General features: G+C 55.1%; 20 protein-coding genes. 11 read left to right on the top strand and 9 right to left on the bottom strand.

Features of this window, described 5'->3' with window-relative positions; translation table 11 throughout:
* Positions 1-13 precede the first annotated feature (13 nt).
* Both dacB and trmB read right to left on the bottom strand, forming a co-directional pair.
* The gene (gene dacB, locus FKN99_RS07970; protein WP_172117564.1) at positions 14-1,441 is read right to left on the bottom strand and encodes a D-alanyl-D-alanine carboxypeptidase/D-alanyl-D-alanine endopeptidase; all 1,428 of its coding nucleotides are present in this window, start codon (positions 1,439-1,441) and stop codon (positions 14-16) included.
* A gap of 162 nt (positions 1,442-1,603) precedes the next feature.
* On the bottom strand, positions 1,604-2,269 hold the full coding sequence (gene trmB / locus FKN99_RS07965; RefSeq protein ID WP_172117367.1) for a tRNA (guanine(46)-N(7))-methyltransferase TrmB: 666 nt from the start codon (positions 2,267-2,269) through the stop codon (positions 1,604-1,606).
* A gap of 210 nt (positions 2,270-2,479) precedes the next feature.
* Between trmB and FKN99_RS07960 the strand changes: the two genes are divergently transcribed.
* The 8 genes from FKN99_RS07960 to FKN99_RS07925 all read left to right on the top strand — a co-directional run bounded on the left by FKN99_RS07960 (position 2,480) and on the right by FKN99_RS07925 (position 10,232).
* The gene (locus FKN99_RS07960; RefSeq protein ID WP_172117563.1) at positions 2,480-4,363 is read left to right on the top strand and encodes a beta-ketoacyl synthase; all 1,884 of its coding nucleotides are present in this window, start codon (positions 2,480-2,482) and stop codon (positions 4,361-4,363) included.
* Complete coding sequence (gene coaD / locus FKN99_RS07955; RefSeq protein WP_172117366.1) at positions 4,360-4,854, top strand: pantetheine-phosphate adenylyltransferase; 495 nt, start codon at positions 4,360-4,362, stop codon at positions 4,852-4,854. The genes FKN99_RS07960 and coaD overlap by 4 nt, the downstream gene beginning before the upstream one ends.
* An 80-nt stretch (positions 4,855-4,934) precedes the next feature.
* The gene (locus FKN99_RS07950) at positions 4,935-5,183 is read left to right on the top strand and encodes a YfhL family 4Fe-4S dicluster ferredoxin (protein WP_087105869.1); all 249 of its coding nucleotides are present in this window, start codon (positions 4,935-4,937) and stop codon (positions 5,181-5,183) included.
* A 12-nt stretch (positions 5,184-5,195) separates the two neighbouring features.
* Entirely contained in the window at positions 5,196-6,485 is a 1,290-nt protein-coding gene (locus FKN99_RS07945; RefSeq protein ID WP_172117365.1) for an MATE family efflux transporter, read from the top strand.
* Positions 6,486-6,615: 130 nt separating this feature from the next.
* Positions 6,616-7,926, top strand: a complete 1,311-nt coding sequence (locus FKN99_RS07940; protein WP_172117364.1) for a short-chain fatty acid transporter — start codon at positions 6,616-6,618, stop codon at positions 7,924-7,926.
* A gap of 51 nt (positions 7,927-7,977) precedes the next feature.
* Positions 7,978-8,493, top strand: a complete 516-nt coding sequence (locus FKN99_RS07935; RefSeq protein ID WP_172117363.1) for an acyl-CoA thioesterase — start codon at positions 7,978-7,980, stop codon at positions 8,491-8,493.
* A 136-nt stretch (positions 8,494-8,629) separates the two neighbouring features.
* Positions 8,630-9,634, top strand: a complete 1,005-nt coding sequence (locus FKN99_RS07930) for an ion transporter (protein WP_172117362.1) — start codon at positions 8,630-8,632, stop codon at positions 9,632-9,634.
* Positions 9,627-10,232 carry a LysE family translocator gene (locus FKN99_RS07925; RefSeq protein ID WP_172117361.1) on the top strand — a complete coding sequence of 202 codons (606 nt, stop codon included), beginning with the start codon at positions 9,627-9,629 and terminating at the stop codon, positions 10,230-10,232. The genes FKN99_RS07930 and FKN99_RS07925 overlap by 8 nt, the downstream gene beginning before the upstream one ends.
* On the opposite strand, the gene FKN99_RS07920 is transcribed toward FKN99_RS07925, so the two are convergent.
* Positions 10,229-10,546 (bottom strand): I78 family peptidase inhibitor, encoded by a 318-nt coding sequence (locus FKN99_RS07920; RefSeq protein ID WP_319941253.1) that lies wholly within the window; start codon positions 10,544-10,546, stop codon positions 10,229-10,231. The genes FKN99_RS07925 and FKN99_RS07920 overlap by 4 nt on opposite strands.
* A gap of 131 nt (positions 10,547-10,677) precedes the next feature.
* Positions 10,678-10,809 (bottom strand): entericidin A/B family lipoprotein, encoded by a 132-nt coding sequence (locus tag FKN99_RS07915; RefSeq protein ID WP_087105855.1) that lies wholly within the window; start codon positions 10,807-10,809, stop codon positions 10,678-10,680.
* A gap of 187 nt (positions 10,810-10,996) precedes the next feature.
* Here FKN99_RS07915 and FKN99_RS07910 point away from each other — a divergent pair, with 187 nt between their 5' ends.
* Entirely contained in the window at positions 10,997-11,416 is a 420-nt protein-coding gene (locus tag FKN99_RS07910) for an HIT domain-containing protein (protein WP_172117359.1), read from the top strand.
* A gap of 6 nt (positions 11,417-11,422) precedes the next feature.
* Here the strand turns inward: FKN99_RS07910 and FKN99_RS07905 are convergent, their stop codons facing one another.
* Genes FKN99_RS07905 through FKN99_RS07890 form a run of 4 tightly spaced genes read right to left on the bottom strand, consistent with a single transcriptional unit; the run spans position 11,423 to position 14,124 of the window.
* Positions 11,423-12,451 (bottom strand): nickel/cobalt transporter, encoded by a 1,029-nt coding sequence (locus FKN99_RS07905; protein ID WP_226913401.1) that lies wholly within the window; start codon positions 12,449-12,451, stop codon positions 11,423-11,425.
* Between the two features lie 55 nt (positions 12,452-12,506).
* Positions 12,507-13,139, bottom strand: coding sequence for a DUF1007 family protein (locus FKN99_RS07900; RefSeq protein WP_264298632.1), 633 nt, complete (start codon positions 13,137-13,139; stop codon positions 12,507-12,509).
* Between the two features lie 53 nt (positions 13,140-13,192).
* Positions 13,193-13,567, bottom strand: coding sequence for a hypothetical protein (locus FKN99_RS07895; protein WP_172117357.1), 375 nt, complete (start codon positions 13,565-13,567; stop codon positions 13,193-13,195).
* Positions 13,564-14,124, bottom strand: coding sequence for a hypothetical protein (locus FKN99_RS07890; protein ID WP_172117356.1), 561 nt, complete (start codon positions 14,122-14,124; stop codon positions 13,564-13,566). Before FKN99_RS07890 ends, FKN99_RS07895 begins: the two co-directional genes overlap by 4 nt.
* 121 nt (positions 14,125-14,245) lie before the next feature.
* Between FKN99_RS07890 and FKN99_RS07885 the strand changes: the two genes are divergently transcribed.
* Both FKN99_RS07885 and FKN99_RS07880 read left to right on the top strand, forming a co-directional pair.
* Entirely contained in the window at positions 14,246-15,385 is a 1,140-nt protein-coding gene (locus tag FKN99_RS07885; RefSeq protein WP_172117355.1) for a glycerate kinase, read from the top strand.
* Positions 15,386-15,618: 233 nt separating this feature from the next.
* Positions 15,619-16,095 carry a Dps family protein gene (locus FKN99_RS07880; RefSeq protein WP_172117354.1) on the top strand — a complete coding sequence of 159 codons (477 nt, stop codon included), beginning with the start codon at positions 15,619-15,621 and terminating at the stop codon, positions 16,093-16,095.
* Between the two features lie 71 nt (positions 16,096-16,166).
* Here the strand turns inward: FKN99_RS07880 and FKN99_RS07875 are convergent, their stop codons facing one another.
* Positions 16,167-17,633 (bottom strand): aminoacyl-histidine dipeptidase, encoded by a 1,467-nt coding sequence (locus tag FKN99_RS07875; RefSeq protein ID WP_172117353.1) that lies wholly within the window; start codon positions 17,631-17,633, stop codon positions 16,167-16,169.
* Positions 17,634-17,640 lie beyond the last annotated feature (7 nt).

The following is a 17,640-nucleotide window of genomic DNA, read 5'->3' as shown; positions in this document are numbered from 1 at the left end:
AGCGTCGAGGAAATTAATTAGCCAGAATCATTGCGTCCAAATCGAGCGACAACGGATCAAGCACCTCAGACCAGCTTATATAAGGAGTGTTACCACTTCCGTTCACCAATACACTAAAAACACCCCAACGCCCGGAGGCCGTACGAAAGTAACCTGCCACAGCGCGTACGGCAAAAGGCTGATTCAGCGTACCTGTTTTGAGCATGACGTTATTTTGAAACGTGGATGAGCCGCGTCGAATAAATCGCATGACGCCGTTGGCAGGCGACTGAAAGGCGGCCACGAAGCTTGGAAACAGCGAACTCTTCAGATACATGTCCTCCAGCATTACATTAACGCCATGAGCCGAGGTACGGTTTTCTGTCGTCAGTCCACTACCGCTATATAAGGTGACAGGGCCGTGGCCTGATAAGCTCTCGGCATAAACTTCCAGCGCTGAACCCGCCTGACGCAGTTGGGCTTGCGGCGTTTCCACCAGGTTTAAGGCCAGCACATCAGCCATATAGTTATTGGAGTAGTTCATGGTGCGCAGCAGGAGTTCTTGTAGCGGCTGGCTATCCACCGCCGCCAAGCGCTTCGCACTGGCAAGAGGCTGAGTTGAAGTGACACGCCATGGGTCTCTGACAGCAATGCCCGCCTGGTTTAGCATGCCAAGCAGTATCTGCGCGGTCTCTTCAGCGGCGTCGCCGGCTCCTCGATAAATATCCCGAGCCATGGCGTTGGTCGAAATTTGCCCACTCAGGCGCATTACATCGCCACGCTCATCGGTTACGCGCTCGGCGCTAATTTCGGTTCCGCTATTGGCCAAGCGTGTGATGACCTGGTTATCGATATCAATTAATGGTAACTGGCTATCGCAAAGCGTGGTACGAGCGGGTTCACCCGCCACTTGAGAAGGGGCTACGTTGACACACCAGCTGCCGAAATTAACCCCCGCGGAGGTAAGCGGCGCGCTATAAGCATTGGTCACACGGGTGCGGGCGTTGCAGCGGTCGTTGGTAATACAGTCGACAGGGCCAAAACGCCACTGGCTTACGACGAGCGCACCATCAACTTCATTAACACCGGCCATTTGTAAGCGCTGCACCAGGCGCCACAGATTTTCTGTCGTAAGCCCTGGGTCGCCGCCGCCTTCAAACACCAGGTCCCCACGCAAAATGCCGTTATCGATAGCGCCACTGCTTACCAGCTGGCTGGTAAAGCGATGCTGAGGGCCAAAGCGATTTAATAGGGCGGCCGCCATATAGGCTTTGGTAACAGAGGCGGGCGCCATCTGGCTCGCCGGGTTAATGCTTCCCAGCAACTCAGGCGCATCAGTATCAAGCAGGCGCGCCTCCGCGCTTATCGCAAACCCCTTATCCTGCAACTGCCCCAAACGGCTAAAATCGGCAAATAGCGCAGGGCTCACCAGTAGTGAAGCGGCGGCTACCCCGGCGGTCATCGTCACACGCCACTTGCGCACCGTTGCTTTAAAGAAGTACGTCACTGTTATCGGCCTCAATGTCTATTCATTTTGAAAACACGTGCATCACCACCACACCTACCACTATCAGGGCGATATCCATCCGCGCGGACAGGCCAGGTTTTTCGCCTAACACAAACGTTATAAGCGCTCGAGTTGAACCTGTAAGCGCCAAAGCGTTTGGCCGCTTTTATCGTATTTAGCTTCAAAGGGGGTTAAGTACTCACTATCGGGCGTCCATACGCCGATGTCTGCTTGCCTTCCCGTTACTTGCGCGACTGCCAAGGCAAACTCCTCAATATAAAGCGGCCAGTTGGAGCGCACCTCAAGCTGGCCACCAAGTGCCAACAGTGTGGGTAAAACCGGGTGCCCATGCCAGCGCATCTTTAAATGAGCGGCCTTGGGGTACGGATTGGGGTATAACAAATAGTGGCGTTCAGGTTGCCACCGCGCCTGATCCGCCAGGCGCCAAAAGTCAACCAGGTCCGCCCGGACCAGCAACGCATTATCCGGTAGCGCGCCATGATCACGCCCTAGCCTATCTTCACTGCGATCGACCCCGATCACGGCATGGTCAGGGAACTGTGCAGCCAATTGGCGGGTCGAAATTCCAACACCGCACCCGGCATCGATGATCAGCGGCGCATGACGCGCTTGATACCAGCGGTTAGCCTGCTCAAATGCTTCCTGAGTATGAGCCGCAATGGGTTTACGTAGTGGCGTTGCCAACGCTCGATCGATCCGGCGCGCTAGATCATGGTGAGGGCCTGGCTGATTGGATATAACGGGGCGAGAAGTGTTCTGCATGCCATCCCTCAGACTTAAAAAGAGGTGATTCTATCAGTCTCCTGCGCTTGCAGCATGACGTCATAAGGTGCCCGGTGCTATGATCACGCCCGAGATATTTATTAAGCTCAATGGCCGCGTACTTTTTACCCTGCCATTGACGATAACTGTTATTAAAAACCACCGCACCACGAGGAACCCGGCTTGTCACACTTACCGGTGATTGTCGGCATGGGCGGCATCAATCCCGCCGGCAGGACCTCAGGCCATCAGGCCTTCCGTCGTACCGTGCTTGATGCCCTTCCCGCTGACCAGCAGCGCCAGACCCTGGAGGGCCTGGCGGCCCTTATGCAGCTTGTCGAGCACTCCGAAAAAGGGTGGCACGATCGCGCAGGCCTGCCCGTAGATTCGCCTGCTCAGTCGTTACGTGATCAGGTGCTTAACCACACATTGGTTCGCCGCAACGAGGACCCCAGGTTCCTGGAGCCGGGGCTGCCTGCCAATCGTCAGGCCAGCCTTCAGTTGAGCGAGCCGCTGCGCTTTACGCTGCGCCGCCGCCAGCTTCCGGAAAATTTACCGGAAAACTGGCAGGTCCGCGAACTGGGCGCCCGTGAGGTAGAGGTCACCGTACCGGCAGGCGTTTTTGAGACGCTGCTGCCCGACGCTCAGCGCCCCAAGGTATGTGCAGCAGCGCAGCTTCCTCACGGTTTTGAACCGGCAAGCCTGTACCGCAGCGTGCATCACCCTCGCGGACTCTCGATGGCGATTTTTGGCGCCAGCGACTGCCTGGGTGCCAGCGGTTTATCCTGGGAGACGCTGCGCCAAACGCTTAATCCTGACCACATCGCTGTTTATGCAGGCAACTCCATTGGTCAGTTGGATGATGCTGGCTGGGGCGGTTTGATGAAGAGTTTGGTGAGCGGTCAACGCGCCACCTCAAAACAGATGCCGTTAGGGTACGGGCAAATGCCCGCCGACTTTTTAAATGCCTATGTGCTGGGTAGCGTTGGCAGTACCGGGGCGGTATTAGGCGCCTGCGCCAGTTTTCTCTATAACTTGCGCTTGGGTACTGAAGATATTCGTTCGGGGCGACGCAGAGTGGTCATGGTAGGCACCGCTGATGCGCCGATCACCCCGGAAATTATTGAAGGCTTTCGCGCGATGGGCGCCCTGGCAGACGACGCTAGCTTAAAAGCGCTGGATGCCCTGGAGCTATTAACAGATGCGGATTACCAGCGCGCCAGCCGACCGTTTGCGCTTAACTGTGGTTTTACCATGGCAGAAGCCAGCCAGTTTATCCTGCTAATGGATGACTCGCTGGCGCTTGAACTGGGCGCAGACATTCTGGGCTCGGTACCGGATGTCTTTGTTAACGCTGACGGCTTTAAACGCTCGATTTCCGCGCCGGGTATTGGCAATTACATTACCCTGGGCAAGGCCGCATCGCTGGTGCGCGACCTGTTAGGCGAAAAAGCACTAAGAGAGCGCAGTTTTCTGCATGCTCACGGCACCAGCACGCCGAAAAATCGCACGACTGAGTCCCATGTGCTGGATGAAATTGCCCGTGCGAATGGCATTACCGACTGGCCAGTCGTCGCCATCAAGTCATTTATTGGCCACTCCCAAGGCTCGGCAGCGGGCGACCAGCTCGTAAGCGCGCTCGGCAGTTTTGCCCATGACATATTGCCCGGCATCCCCACGCTTAATGAAGTGGCTGACGATGTCTACGCCGACCGGCTGCGTTTTTTCCAAACCCCTATCGCCTTTAAAGCAGATGCTGCCTTTATTAATGCCAAGGGCTTTGGCGGCAATAACGCCACCGGCGTGGTGCTTTCACCCGATGTTACCGAACGCCTGTTGCTCCAGCGCCATGGCGCCGATGCCATCAATGCTTGGAAAACGCGTCGTGAAACCGTACGCGCCCAAGCAGATGCCTATCTGGCTCAAGCGGATAGAGGCCACTATGCGCCGCGCTATCAGTTTGGCGAAGAGGTGCTGGAAGGGCCGGAGCTGGATATTCACGCTGACCGCATTCATATTCCAGGCTATGCCCAGGCGGTATCGCTTACCAGTGATAACCCCTTTGGTAGCATCAACGAGGAGCCCTCGGAATGAACATGCCACGCGTCAATATTGCCGTGTACCCTGGCACTTTTGATCCGATCACCAACGGTCACATGGACCTTATAGCGCGTGGCGCGAGGATGTTCGAGAAGGTCATCATTGCCGTAGCAGCCAGCCCCGGCAAGCGGCCAAGCCTTGATTTAGAAGCCCGCATGTCCTTGGCTAAAGACGTTTGTGCGTCGCTTTCCAACGTTGAAGTAGTGGGTTTTTCCAATCTGCTGACGACCTTTATGCACGAGCAAGGCGCCACCATCATTTTACGTGGTCTGCGTGGCGCCTCCGATTTTGAGTACGAACTTCAGCTTGCCAACATGAATCGCGCTCAAAACCCGGAGCTGGAAAGCGTTTTTCTAACGCCTGGCGTAGAAAACTCGTATATTTCCTCCACGATTGTGCGTGAAATTGCCAAATTGGGCGGCGATATTTCACCACTGGTACCTTCCCAGGTCGCAGAAGCCTTGCGTAAGCACTACACTACGTAACCACTAACATTGTTGAGTAAAACACTCGGGTATTTCTTGCCGTTATTCCCGGGTGTGCCAGCCATTTGCGAGGTATGCCCATGGCACTGATGATCACCGATGAATGCATTAATTGCGACGTCTGCGAGCCCGAATGTCCGAACGATGCTATCTCGCCCGGCGAAGAGATTTACATCATCAATCCAAACCTGTGCACCGAGTGCGTTGGCCATTTCGATGAGCCACAGTGCCAGCAGGTTTGCCCGGTAGACTGTATTCCGCTTGACCCGGCACGCAAGGAAACGCAGCAGCAGCTGTTAGAGAAGTACCGCATTATTACCGCTGCCTAAGCGACGATTCGCGTGCGTATATGGGCCATCGCATGGCCAATTATCCTTTCCAATATTACCGTCCCACTGCTGGGCCTGGTCGATACCGCGGTGGTTGGGCACCTGCCCGATTCACGCTATCTGGCGGCGGTGACGCTGGGCGCCACTCTTTTCAGCTTTCTTTACTGGGGCTTTGGTTTCTTGCGCATGGGCACCACCGGGCTGGTAGCTCAGGCTATCGGCCGTGAAAGTGATAGCGATGTGCGCCTGTTACTGGGCCAATCGCTGATCATTGCTGGGGCGATTGGTGCACTGCTGATTCTTTTCTCGTCACCGCTTATTTCCTTAGGGCTTTGGTTGCTGGACGGTAGCGAGGTAGCTACGCCGCTGGCCCGTGAATATGCCGAAATACGCCTATGGTCGGCGCCTGCCGTGTTGGCCAACTATGCAATATTGGGATGGTTTTTAGGCCAACAAAACTCTCGCGTTACGCTGATGATTTTGTTGCTGACCAACAGCGTCAATATCGTTCTCGACCTGTGGTTTGTGGTGGGCCTGGGCATGACCAGCAATGGTGTTGCCTGGGCAAGCGTTATTGCCGACTACAGTGCACTAGCGTTTGGCGGCTATTTGGTGACGCGCCAACTTAAAACGCTTTCTGGGCATTTATCGCGTGTACGCTTGCTGGCACTGTCGGCCTATACGGCCCTTTTCAATATCAACGCCAACCTGTTTGTACGCACGCTTGGCTTGCTGTTCGTCATGGCCTTCTTTACGGCTCAAGGGGCGCGTCAAGGCGATACGGTGCTGGCCGCCAATGCGGTGCTACTGCAATTTATTATGCTCACCAGCTACGCCCTGGATGGCTTTGCCCACGCGGCAGAATCGCTGGTGGGTCGCGCCTTTGGTCGCCGTGACTGGCAGGAGCTTTCACTCATTGTTCGCAGGGCAGCGCAGTTCTCCTTTTGGACAGCGGCCGGTGCCTCTCTGGGGTTTGCCCTTGGCGGCAATCAGTTGGTGGCACTTTTAACCGGGCTTGACGAAGTACGCACTGCCGCCGCGTTATACCTTCCGTGGATGGTGGTGATGCCGCTGATTGCCGTTTGGAGCTATCTTCTGGATGGCGTGTTTATTGGTGCTACCGCCGTGCGTGAAATGCGCAATAGTATCTTTATCGCCATGCTGGTTTACCTGCCGGCCTGGTGGCTGACCCAAGGTCTTGGCAATCATGGCTTATGGTTCGCTTTTACCCTGTTTATTACGGTGCGTTCAGGTGTATTGATTGGTTACTATCGACGCTACCGTCACTCGCGTTGGCAATAAGCGTTTAAACCCGTCCTCCCGTTATTGGCTAGCTGCGCTATCGTTCTAAAGTACGTCTTTAAATGTGAAAGCCATGGCGCATCACCGTATATTAGCCATGTACTTCCTATAACAAACAAGAGAGCCCGCCATGCTAAAAATGATATCGAAACCAGCGGTTAAGCTGGTTGAGCGTTATCTACCCGACCCGTATATTTTTGTTTTGCTACTGACGATCGTGGCGGCCGCTGCCGCCATTGCCGTGGAGCGCCAAACGCCCCTTGCGGTGATGCGCATGTGGGGAGACGGCTTTTGGGGCTTGTTAACCTTCTCGATGCAAATGCTGCTGGTCCTGGTAACCGGCTTTATGCTGGCAAGCTCACCACCCGTGAAGCGTATCCTGCAAAAGCTTGCCGGAACGGCAAAAAGTGCCGGTGGCGCGATTATCCTGGTGACGCTGGTCTCGCTTGTGGCCAGCTGGATTAACTGGGGATTTGGCCTGGTGGTGGGGGCACTGTTTGCCAAGGAGTTAGCTCGGTTGGTACGCGTGGATTACCGCTTGCTCGTGGCGAGTGCCTACTCGGGCTTCATCGTGTGGCACGGTGGCCTTGCGGGTTCCGTGCCGCTGACTATCGCCACCGAAGGACACTTCACTGCCGATGCGATTGGCGTGATTGGCACCGGCTCAACGATCTTCGCCTTTTTTAACCTGGCGATTGTTGTGTGTCTGTTTATCGCGGTACCACTGGTTAATCGGTTAATGCTGCCCGACGAAAAAGACAGTGTGTATGTCGATAGCAAGCTGCTTGAAGATGCCCCCGCGCCGAAGGAGCGTATTACCCGCCCGGCGGAAAAACTCGAAAATAGCCTGGTACTTTCGCTACTGGTGGGCGTGCCGGGGCTTTTGTATCTGCTTGATCACTTTATTCTTCGGGGCGGCGGCTTAAACCTGAATATCGTGAACTTCCTGTTTCTGTTTTTAGCTATCGTACTTCATCGCACGCCACGCAGTTTACTGATTAGCCTTAACGAAGCCATTAAGGGTGGCGCTGGCATCGTTATTCAGTTTCCGTTTTATGCCGGCATTATGGCCATTATGGTGCAGTCAGGCTTGGCCCAAAGCATGTCAGAGTGGCTAATCTCGTTTGCGACAGCAACCTCGCTGCCCTTTTGGTCGTTTATTAGCGCGGGCATTGTTAACCTGTTTGTGCCTTCCGGCGGCGGCCAGTGGGCAGTGCAAGCGCCCGTGATGCTGCCAGCGGCCCAGGCGCTGGGTGCCGATATCTCACGGGTGGCCATGGCCGTTGCCTGGGGCGATGCCTGGACTAACTTGCTGCAACCTTTCTGGGCGCTGCCGGTGCTTGCCATCGCTGGCCTAAAAGCCAAAGATATTATGGGCTTCTGCCTGATTCAGCTGTTTGTCACCGGGGTGATTATTTCCATAGGCTTGGTCTGGTTCTAAGCTTTTATCTGCCCGCCCCACAGGGCGGGCAGCGTTAACCAAGGACACGTTATGTCAGATGCCGCACACACGGCCTTACCAGGACAGCATGAGCTGTCAATGACCGTACTAATGACGCCCGATATGGCGAACTTCAGCGGTAAAGTACACGGGGGCGCTATTCTTAAAAAACTGGATGAAGTCGCTTACGCTTGTGCCAGCCGCTATTCGGGCCACTATGTCGTCACCCTTTCCGTCGACCAGGTGCTATTTAAACAGCCCATTCACGTGGGCGAACTCGTCACTTTTTTGGCCTGCGTTAACCATGTTGGTCGCTCCTCAATGGAGATCGGCATTAAGGTGGTCGCCGAAGATATCCGTAATAAGCTCATCCGCCATACCAACAGTTGCTACCTCACCATGGTCGCGGTGGACCCTGACGGAAAACCCGCCAGCGTTCCCCCTTTGACGCTTACCACCCCTATTCAACAGCTCCGTTTTGAAAAAGCAGCACTGCGAAAAAAGCATCGTAAACAGGCAGAGCAGGAAGAAAAACTTACCCAGCAGCACTATCAGGCGCAGGCTTAACTGTCAGGCGCAGGCTTAACTGCCAGGCGCAGGCTTAATAGGCTAGCCCGGATATTACGAGGCGTCGCAGGCAGCGGCCGAATCAGGTGGGCTAAGCGCTTGATGCTGCTTTAATACCCATTCACAAGGAGGTTACATGCCCACCAGACGGCGCTACCCACAATTGCCCAAGCCCGTTGAGTACGCTCATATTGGCTGGGATTTACTGATTCTCATCGCGGTGGTGCTTAATTTAGGGCTTTTGCTGTTTGATTCACTGTTTTTAATCGAGCCTGTTAACCAGGCTATTGCAGGCTTGGCACCCGCCTTTTATACATTTTATGACACCCAAGTCCATAGCCGCTTTTTTACGATTGATCTATTCTTTGTCGCTTTTTTTGTTGCCGATGTTCTGCTGGGTTGGACCGTCGCCGTAGCCGAAAGGCGCTATCATCGCTGGTTTTTCTACCCCTTTGTGCACTGGTATGACGTTCTGGGCTGTATTCCATTAAGCGGTTTTCGCCTACTCAGAATACTGCGTGTGGTGTCATTACTTCATCGCTTACATCGTCTGCGGCTTATTAACATTACTCACTGGTCGATATATCAATTTTTCTTTAAATATTACGATATCCTGCTTGAAGAGCTTTCTGATCGTATCGCGCTACGGCTTTTGGGCAATGTACAGCAGCAAATTCTGGCCAGCGACTCGCTAACTGAGCGTGTGGTCGACCGAGTCATCATGCCGCGCAAAAAGCAGTTGATTAGTGAAATTGTGCAGCGTCTGGAAAGTACCGTGGGCGAGGCGTACCAACAAAATCGCACGCACGCTATGCAAGCCATTGATGAACTTGTAAGCCGCACGCTACGTGAAAGCCCTGAGATCCAGCGCTTGCACCGCCTGCCGATGGGCCAAACCGCCACGAATGCCATGCAGGCGTCTATTAGCGGCGTTGCCCAACGGTTAGTGGATGAGCTTGCGCTGGGTATCCATTCTCCCGAGTTTAGGCAAGTGGTTGAACGCACCGCAGAGAGCGGCTTTAACAGCTGGCTGACCGTCGATGAAGGCAGCCAACGAATCACAGAATTGGTGCTTTACGATATGCTTGAAATGCTTAAAGAGCAGGTGAATCGCCAGCGTTGGAAGGATCGTTATGAATAGTCAGTGGGTTATTCTTGGGCCAGCCGCCCTTTACATGATGTCGATGACCCTAACGCCCGGCCCTAATAACATTATGTTAACCGCGTCAGGCGCCAACTTTGGCTTTAAGCGCACGCTGCCGCATATGGTGGGTATTGTCGGCGGCTGCTTTTTGCTGTTTTTCAGTATTGCTTTGGGGTTAGGCGTGCTGTTTGAGCGCTATCCTTCCCTACAATTCGCCCTGCGCTGGTTAGGCAGTGCTTACTTGCTCTACCTCGCATGGAAAATTGCCAGCGCACCACCGCCTGATTTAAAGAGCAAGGCACACAGCGTACCCCTTACCTTCTGGCAGGCCGCTGCGTTTCAATTCGCCAATCCCAAGGCGTGGGTCATGGGGCTTGCGTTAATCGCGGGGTTTATTCCTGATCAGGGTTCAACCGTTGCAAACGCGTTAATCCTGGTGGGTTTTGTAGAGCTGGTTGCCTTCCCCTGTTTGGCGCTATGGGCGGGGTTTGGCATGGCGATCGGTCATTGGATTAAAAGCGACGGTGCCTGGCGAATATTTAACGTCACCATGGGAGTGCTCACCGCCGCTTGTGTAGTGCTGATATTGCGCTAACCGCAGCGTAAAGCTTCGACCGTTTCATTACTATCAACATGGATATTCAAGCGGTCCGGTCGGTGGTCCATAGTGGCCACATCGCCTGGACGTAGCACGCGCACCTGGCGCGACTGACTTTCGCTTTGCAACTGCGAAACGTTCGCTTCATCGAAGGCCTCGCCTATGGCGTAGCGAATTGAGGCGGTATCGCAGCTGTCCATGGGTATCGGTTGGCCATTTTGATCACCCGAACCCGACGTTCTAGCCGCGTCAGAACCGGCAGCGCATGCAGAAAGCAGAACAATGCCGCCGCTGGCGGCTAATAATTTCACGTACTGAAACCCATAAGTGAATCGCCACGTATTCATAAACCTACCCCGAATGATTATTAACATGCAGGCCAAACACACAGTGGGCCAAGCAATTGCCTGGCCCACTCAACATCGTCAAGGGTTCATGGACCTTAGCTTGCGGCGTCCTGAACGGCCTGGCCGCCTCTTTCCACATCCTGGCCTGCGCCAGCCACCGTGTTACAACCGGCCAACGCGCCTGCTGTCATAAGTAGAATAAAACCAGTCGCTAAAAGTTTTTTCATTTGAGTTCTCCTTAACGTGTCTAGCAACAGCCCTTTAGTAGCGTCTACCCTTTCCAAGGGGTACTTTCAGCGTAACAGTGTTTGGTTAATTTCGCCTGTTTTCCCGAAGGTTGCTCCCTACACCGCGTCATCTACCCAAAGCATCGGCTATCATATACACCATTGAAGACTACCTGGAGCGCGCTCTTTGAACGATTTCACTCTCGACCAACGTCTGGATGCTGACACCTTCCCCATCGCCGACCTGCCACTTTGCCGTGTGCTGTTAATGAATGATGCGCGCTATCCTTGGGTGATTCTGGTGCCTCGGCTGAATAATATCAGCGAAGTATTTGAGCTTTCCGAGCCTGACCAGGCCCAGTTATGGCGGGAAGCCACCCAACTGGGCAACGTGATGAAAACCCTCTTCGAGGGCGATAAATTGAATATCGCCACCTTGGGCAACGTCGTCAAACAGCTGCATATCCACGTGGTCGTGCGCCACCAAGCTGATGCCACTTGGCCTGCGCCGGTATGGGGCAATGGCAGCGCCGAACCGTATGAGTTGGAGTCACTTGCCGACCTGCGCGATCAACTTATTGCGCATATTGACCGCTTAAACGCTTAGCTGCTGTCAGGGCCTTAAAAGCGGGCTGCTTTGCCTTGCGGGCGGCTCGCCAAGCAAGGGCGCCCCGGCAGGTTGAGAAACACTCGTCGTGACAAGCATAACGCCCAATAGAACAATCAATATGCCGCCGGCAAGCGCCGCCCAGCCCACCACTTTATGCGCCGACTGAGAAGCGTGCTGCTGCCTGGCTAAACGCCGCGTTGCCCAGCGGCGTGCAAACACGCTGGCAAGCGCCAACGCCGACACCGTCATTCCTGTACCCAACGACATGGCCAGTACCGATAAAACGCCAATATAAAACTGCCCCAATAGGCTGGCGGCGCCGAGTAAAAGTACCGCGCCACTGCAAGGACGCATACCAATCGCACCGACCGTCATGATGGCGGTACGCCAATCCAACGCTTGCTCGGGTTCAATATGATGCGCGCCGCCACAGCAGTGGTGGTGGCCATGGCTGTGATCGTGATTGAGATGATGGCCATTGCCGTGGTCGTGCTGAACCGGATAAAACGCAATAGGCTGATAAGCGCGGCGCAGCTGCTTGTAAGCCCGAACGCATAGCCAAACACCCAATAGCGTTATGAGTAAAAAACTGGCCTGCTCAACCCAAACAACACTGCCCATGGCCTGACGCGTTAGCCACCCCAGGCCGTGCACCAGAATGGCTACCATGACGATGGCAGTCACGCCTTGCAACAGCGACGCGGCAAACGAAAGCCCTAATGCTCGCCGCACGGCGCCCCCATGAGAGGCCAGATACGTTGCCAGCACCGCCTTCCCGTGCCCAGGCCCTGCCGCGTGAAAAACGCCGTAACCAAAACTGACGCTCAATAATACCCACCAGGTGGCTTGAGAAGGTTCGCGGGCAAGCTCGGTAATCGCCAGCGTGAGCGAGCGGTTAAAGCTCCGCTGCCAAGCCAGCATCTGGTAGCTTGTGCCCTGTAATCCCCCTTCCCATAAAAATATCACTGCCCCAGCAGCAAGTGCTAATAGCGCAATCAGCATAATGGGCCTGCGCATAACGAGTGATCGCATAAAGCACTACCTTATTTCATACATTCATAGAATTCGTCGGGTCTGCAGCTTGTGATTAGCGGCAATCAACACGCCCTGTTTCGGCAAAAAACCGTCCAAGCCCTGGTTCGGCTTCCTCATCCTGGTCCAGCAGAGCAGCTTGCAGGACCAGCTCAGGGTCAGGTTCGGCGATTAAGATGCTTAGCTCGCAGGCAGGTTCCCCGTGCAGCACCAAGGCGTCGTCTTTAGGCTGGTTATTTTCTGACTCATGAACCATCTCGATATAATACGTTGGATCGTATATTTGATAATCAAGCACGTGGCCCGCCAAGGGTTGGGGCGTTTGTAGCGGGAGGATAAACGTAAAGCTAAGCCGCCCGTCATGCTCCCTGGCCGTGTATTCGGTTACCTCGCCCAATGCCAACGGCTCGCCATCCAGACGAACGTCTGTAAAGTAGTGCTGACCCGCAAGATTATCGCGTATTTCAGTGCCTAACCGGTCAAGCCCAACCTCCAGGCTAACGCCATCCACATGCTGGAGCTCTTCAAACACCACCAGGCTATAAAAAGGGTCCATCCGCCATGCGTGATGCAACCCGCGCACAACGCCCTCCTCGTCGGTCATGACTCGGATACTGAAATCAATCCAGCCATGCGGATGTGCGGTTGCAAGCGGGCTCATCAGCAAGCCGATCAATCCAGCGCCCAGCGCCCAACATTTGCCGCTATAAAAAGTACTTACTCTTTGATCACCACACTGCTTCACGGTGCTAATCCCAACGTTGCTTGTAAATCCACTAGCCACGGATCCAATAAATAAGGCGCCAATGGTTGATTGCCACGCCAAGCCATGACACTCACCTGGCTACCACTCCCGGCTTCACTCACCTGCAGTTGCAAACGGTATTCAGGCCAGCGGGCTAGCGAGGCTTCTGCACGCCCCAGGGTCAAATCGGCATGGCGTATCACGTACCCTTGCTTCATCATCAGCTCAACAGCACTTCGAAACGTCGTATCGACCGAGGCTGGATAGACAAGCTCACGCGGGACAGACGGCGACGTCGTTGCGCAGCCGGTAAGCCATGTACTCAAAAGCATCACGCCTACCCACCTGATATCCCAACGGCCTCGCCTCATAACCCTCTCCCGGTTGGCATCCTGTATTGCTCAAGCGCCGTTTGAAAGCGCTGACAAAAATCATCGTTGCTCGCACTGTACGACTCCCGCATATCGCCCAGATGGTCGAAGCGGCGGATATCGCGCGAGATACGAATATGGTCGTCGTGGATCAGGAGTGAGACCCGTTCGACCTCGACTGGCTGCTGTTGCAGCCCGCCCCCAAAGCCCATTCCGATGCCGATACCGCCGCCGCCTCCCACTCCAAACCCGCCGAAGGCACGTATGCCGCGACCATAACCGTAGGCGTTATCATAAGGATCGTAATAGCCACGCAGCGCTTGGGTGCGGCTAGCAGTGACCAGGCCTAACGTCGCATCCGTCGAATTCAGTTCAAATCCCGATTCGGTGAGCAGCGCAACGCTTTGGCGAAGCACTTCCTGGGAGTCTCTTTCAGCACTGTTAGAAAAATAGCAGGCCGCTGAGGGGGCAGGCTCGGCCTGGGGCAGACGATCTGGCGTCACCTGGCAGCCAGCCAGCGCCAGCAGGCAGGTTAAGCTAATCGGTATCGACTTCATGTTAGATCCTCGAGCGATGATCACAACGGGTCTATCAGCAACTGGTCTATCAGCAAGCAGCGCGTTAAGCTCCTCTCATCATTACAATAGATTAGAGACCGTCATTTGCGGAGATTGTGCGATGAATATCCTGCTTTGCCCCGATAGTTTTAAAGACGCCCTAAGCGCTGAATTAGCAGCCAAGGCGATGGCTAAAGGCGTACGTAGTGCGGTCCCCGGCGCGCAAACACACTGCTGCCCGTTGGCTGATGGTGGCGAAGGAAGTCTGGATGCATTAATTGCCGCAACCGTTGCCAAGCGGTGCTATCAAACGGTTCACGATGCACTTGGACGACCCCGCGATGCCGCCTGGGGTTGGCTTAGCGAACAGCGTACCGCGTTTATCGAACTGGCAGAAGCCAGCGGATTACAACACTTAAGCCCTCAAGAGCGCAACGCGCTACAAACCTCCACCTTTGGGGTAGGCGAGTTATTTCTCGCAGCGCTTAACCAGGGCGCCGAAAACGTACTGCTACTGCTGGGAGGAAGCGCCACCAACGATGGCGGCGCTGGCATGCTACAAGCCCTGGGCGCCAGGTTTCAGGATGCGCATGGCAAGCCACTTGCGCCAGGCGGTGCTGCGCTTGCAGGCCTTGAATCGCTGGATATTTCTGGGCTGGACCCACGCTTGGCCTCACTCAACGTGGAAGCAGCGGTGGATGTGGATAACCCACTGCTGGGTGAACGGGGCGCCAGTGCGGTATTTGGCCCTCAAAAAGGCGCCTCCCCTGAAGAGGTAGCTCAGCTTGACTTGGCGCTTGCCCGCTTTGCCGACATTTGCGCCAGCACGTTGGCGCAGGACTACCGAGACCTGCCCGGCGCAGGTGCCGCAGGCGGAATGGGGTTTGCAGCCAGCGCGTTTCTTAACGCGACGCTAAAACCGGGCATCGAATTGATTATGCAGCACGCGAATATGCCCACTCTGCTCGATAACGCTGACCTGATCATTACCGGTGAGGGACGCCTGGATGGGCAAAGCATGTCGGGCAAAACACCCATTGGCGTTTCCCGTGCGGCCAAGCGCTTGGGTAAACCAGTGATTATTTTAGCGGGCAGCCTGGGCGATGGCTGGCAAGCCTGTCTTGATGAAGGTGTAACCGCGGCCTTTGCCTTGGCCGATGGCCCCATGACGCTGGAACAGGCTTTACCCAGAACAGCCGAGCTGCTGGCGGCACGCTGTGAAACAATTATTCGTTTATGGTTAACCCCGGCGGCCCCTTGAAAAACATCTCGAACGGCAGCATTACTGTTGTTAGGCAGCGTTCGTGAAAGCCACGTCGATACATGGTCCGTTTTAAGATCCAGTTATTAAAACCGGACGGTGTTGCCGTCACGGTAATGTCATAACGCTATGAGTACGATGCAAAAAACCTGTTTTGCAATGTTCCAGCAGCGTTTTATGCTAATCAAACGATTTGATAGCCGTGCTACACGGCTCCAACAAGGAGAGACAGCATGACCGATACCAATAGCATCGGCCTTCATGAAGGCAGTGCCAGCCAGCTTGCCGAGAAACTCAACCACCTGCTGGCGAACTATCAGATTTTTTACATGAACGTGCGCGGCTACCACTGGAACGTGAAGGGTAGCGACTTTTTTGAACTGCACGCCAAGTTTGAAGAGTTTTACACGGACCTGCTTACCAAGGTAGATGAAGTCGCCGAGCGTATCCTCACCCTGAGCCACAAGCCGGTGCATGCCTACAGTGACTACGCCACGCTTTCGCATATTCAGGAAGATAAAGACGTACACGACGGCAAAGCCTGCGTTAACGGCATTATCAAAGGATACCAGGTCCTGATTGAGCTTCAGCGCGAAGTGCTCTCACTCGCCTCTGACGCTGATGATGAAGGGACAGCCTCACTAGCCAGCGACTACATTCGCGAGCAGGAAAAAACCATCTGGATGCTGAACGCTTATCTCGGTAAGTGATAAGCGCTCTTCTTAGCGATAGATGCAAAAACGGCACCCTCGCGGTGCCGTTTTGTTTAGCCCGAGGTTGGCTAGCCTTTCTGGGCCAAATCTTCCATCAACGCACGCAGCATACGCCAGAACTCATCGACCGATGCAAGCTCCACCCGCTCATCCGGGGAGTGAGCCCCACGAATCAGCGGGCCAAACGAGATCATATCCAGGTGGGGATATTTACTGCCCAGAATACCGCACTCAAGCCCCGCGTGAATAACCTTAACAGCGGGCTCTTTCTCAAACAGCGCGGCATGGCGTTTGTTAAAAATCGCTAACAGCGCACTGCCAGGATTCGGCGCCCAACCGGGGTAGCTATTCTCGACACGGACACGTGCGCCAATCAACCCAAACAGTGCCTCAAAACGGTCGGCCAAAGCGATCATTGCGGTATCGTGCAAGGAGCGTACCAGCGCACACAGATGCAAACGCCCCTCTTTCAGGCTGAGTACACCCAGATTATTGGACGTTTCAACAACACCGGGCACATCAGCGCTCATGCGCTCGACGCCGCAGGGCGCTGCGTGAAGCGCGGCCACCAACATGGCACTGGCGTCCAGGGTTAGCGGGTCTACTGACGCATTATTCACCGCACGCGTTGCCGTCAGCACCAGACCGCTATCGCCACTGCCAAGCTCGGCACGCAGGGTACTTTCCAGCGCTTTTAGCGCGTCGAAGGCGGCATCCACTTCGTCAGCGGGCAAGGCCAGCTGAGCAAATGCTTCACGAGGAATCGCATTACGCAGCGTGCCGCCGTGGTAGCTAACCAGCCGCCCATCAAACCCCTCAAGGGTACGCAGCGCACGCACCAGCAGGCGATTGGCATTGCCCAGCGGCTTGTGGATATCCATGCCTGAATGGCCGCCTTTAAGGCCTGTCAGTGCAATCTCGACCAGTTGCTCATCGTCGCGTAGCTTGGCAACGGGTAGCTGGGCATCCACCACCACATCGCCACCGCCCGCGCAGCCGATATACACTTCACCGCGATCTTCACTGTCCAAGTTAAGCAGCAATGAACCTTTCAGCCAGTTCTCTGCCAGGTTCAGCGCGCCTCCCATTGAGGTCTCTTCTTCCAGAGTAAACAGCGCTTCAAGCGGACCATGGGTGAGCTCTGCATCCTCAAGTACGGCAAGAATAGCCGCTACGCCCATTCCGTTGTCAGCCCCGAGCGTCGTACCCTCAGCATGCAGCCAACCATCGGCGACGTAGGTGCTTATTGGATCACGCGAAAAATCATGGGCGCTGTCAGCATTGGCCTGGGCCACCATATCCAGATGGCCCTGCAAAATAACCCCTGGGGCGTGTTCACAACCAGGTGATGCCGGCTTACAAATGCGTAAATTGCCAAAACTATCGCGGTCGTGAGCAAGCCCTTGAGCATCGGCCCAGGCTTCTAGTATCGCGACCAACGCAGCTTCCTGGCCAGAAGGGCGCGGCGTATTACACAGCGTACGAAAATGGCGCCAAACGATAGGCGGCGTTAACGCGTCTAAATGTGCGTTCATAAAAGCT

Source organism: Halomonas hibernica (assembly GCF_013183775.1).
Taxonomy (GTDB): domain Bacteria; phylum Pseudomonadota; class Gammaproteobacteria; order Pseudomonadales; family Halomonadaceae; genus Vreelandella; species Vreelandella citrativorans.
Note: the sequence above shows the minus strand (reverse complement) of the source record. Positions and strands in the feature narration are given on the sequence as shown.

What these genes read in the sequence shown, in the direction of transcription:
- dacB (WP_172117564.1), bottom strand. Translation starts at nt 1,441, where the DNA reads ATGACCGCCGGGGTAGCCGCCGCTTCACTACTGGTGAGCCCTGCGCTA.
- trmB (WP_172117367.1), bottom strand. Translation starts at nt 2,269, where the DNA reads ATGCAGAACACTTCTCGCCCCGTTATATCCAATCAGCCAGGCCCTCAC.
- FKN99_RS07960 (WP_172117563.1), top strand. Translation starts at nt 2,480, where the DNA reads ATGGGCGGCATCAATCCCGCCGGCAGGACCTCAGGCCATCAGGCCTTC.
- coaD (WP_172117366.1), top strand. Translation starts at nt 4,360, where the DNA reads ATGAACATGCCACGCGTCAATATTGCCGTGTACCCTGGCACTTTTGAT.
- FKN99_RS07950 (WP_087105869.1), top strand. Translation starts at nt 4,935, where the DNA reads ATGGCACTGATGATCACCGATGAATGCATTAATTGCGACGTCTGCGAG.
- FKN99_RS07940 (WP_172117364.1), top strand. Translation starts at nt 6,616, where the DNA reads ATGCTAAAAATGATATCGAAACCAGCGGTTAAGCTGGTTGAGCGTTAT.
- FKN99_RS07935 (WP_172117363.1), top strand. Translation starts at nt 7,978, where the DNA reads ATGTCAGATGCCGCACACACGGCCTTACCAGGACAGCATGAGCTGTCA.
- FKN99_RS07930 (WP_172117362.1), top strand. Translation starts at nt 8,630, where the DNA reads ATGCCCACCAGACGGCGCTACCCACAATTGCCCAAGCCCGTTGAGTAC.
- FKN99_RS07925 (WP_172117361.1), top strand. Translation starts at nt 9,627, where the DNA reads ATGAATAGTCAGTGGGTTATTCTTGGGCCAGCCGCCCTTTACATGATG.
- FKN99_RS07915 (WP_087105855.1), bottom strand. Translation starts at nt 10,809, where the DNA reads ATGAAAAAACTTTTAGCGACTGGTTTTATTCTACTTATGACAGCAGGC.
- FKN99_RS07905 (WP_226913401.1), bottom strand. Translation starts at nt 12,451, where the DNA reads ATGCGATCACTCGTTATGCGCAGGCCCATTATGCTGATTGCGCTATTA.
- FKN99_RS07895 (WP_172117357.1), bottom strand. Translation starts at nt 13,567, where the DNA reads ATGAGGCGAGGCCGTTGGGATATCAGGTGGGTAGGCGTGATGCTTTTG.
- FKN99_RS07890 (WP_172117356.1), bottom strand. Translation starts at nt 14,124, where the DNA reads ATGAAGTCGATACCGATTAGCTTAACCTGCCTGCTGGCGCTGGCTGGC.
- FKN99_RS07885 (WP_172117355.1), top strand. Translation starts at nt 14,246, where the DNA reads ATGAATATCCTGCTTTGCCCCGATAGTTTTAAAGACGCCCTAAGCGCT.
- FKN99_RS07880 (WP_172117354.1), top strand. Translation starts at nt 15,619, where the DNA reads ATGACCGATACCAATAGCATCGGCCTTCATGAAGGCAGTGCCAGCCAG.
- FKN99_RS07875 (WP_172117353.1), bottom strand. Translation starts at nt 17,633, where the DNA reads ATGAACGCACATTTAGACGCGTTAACGCCGCCTATCGTTTGGCGCCAT.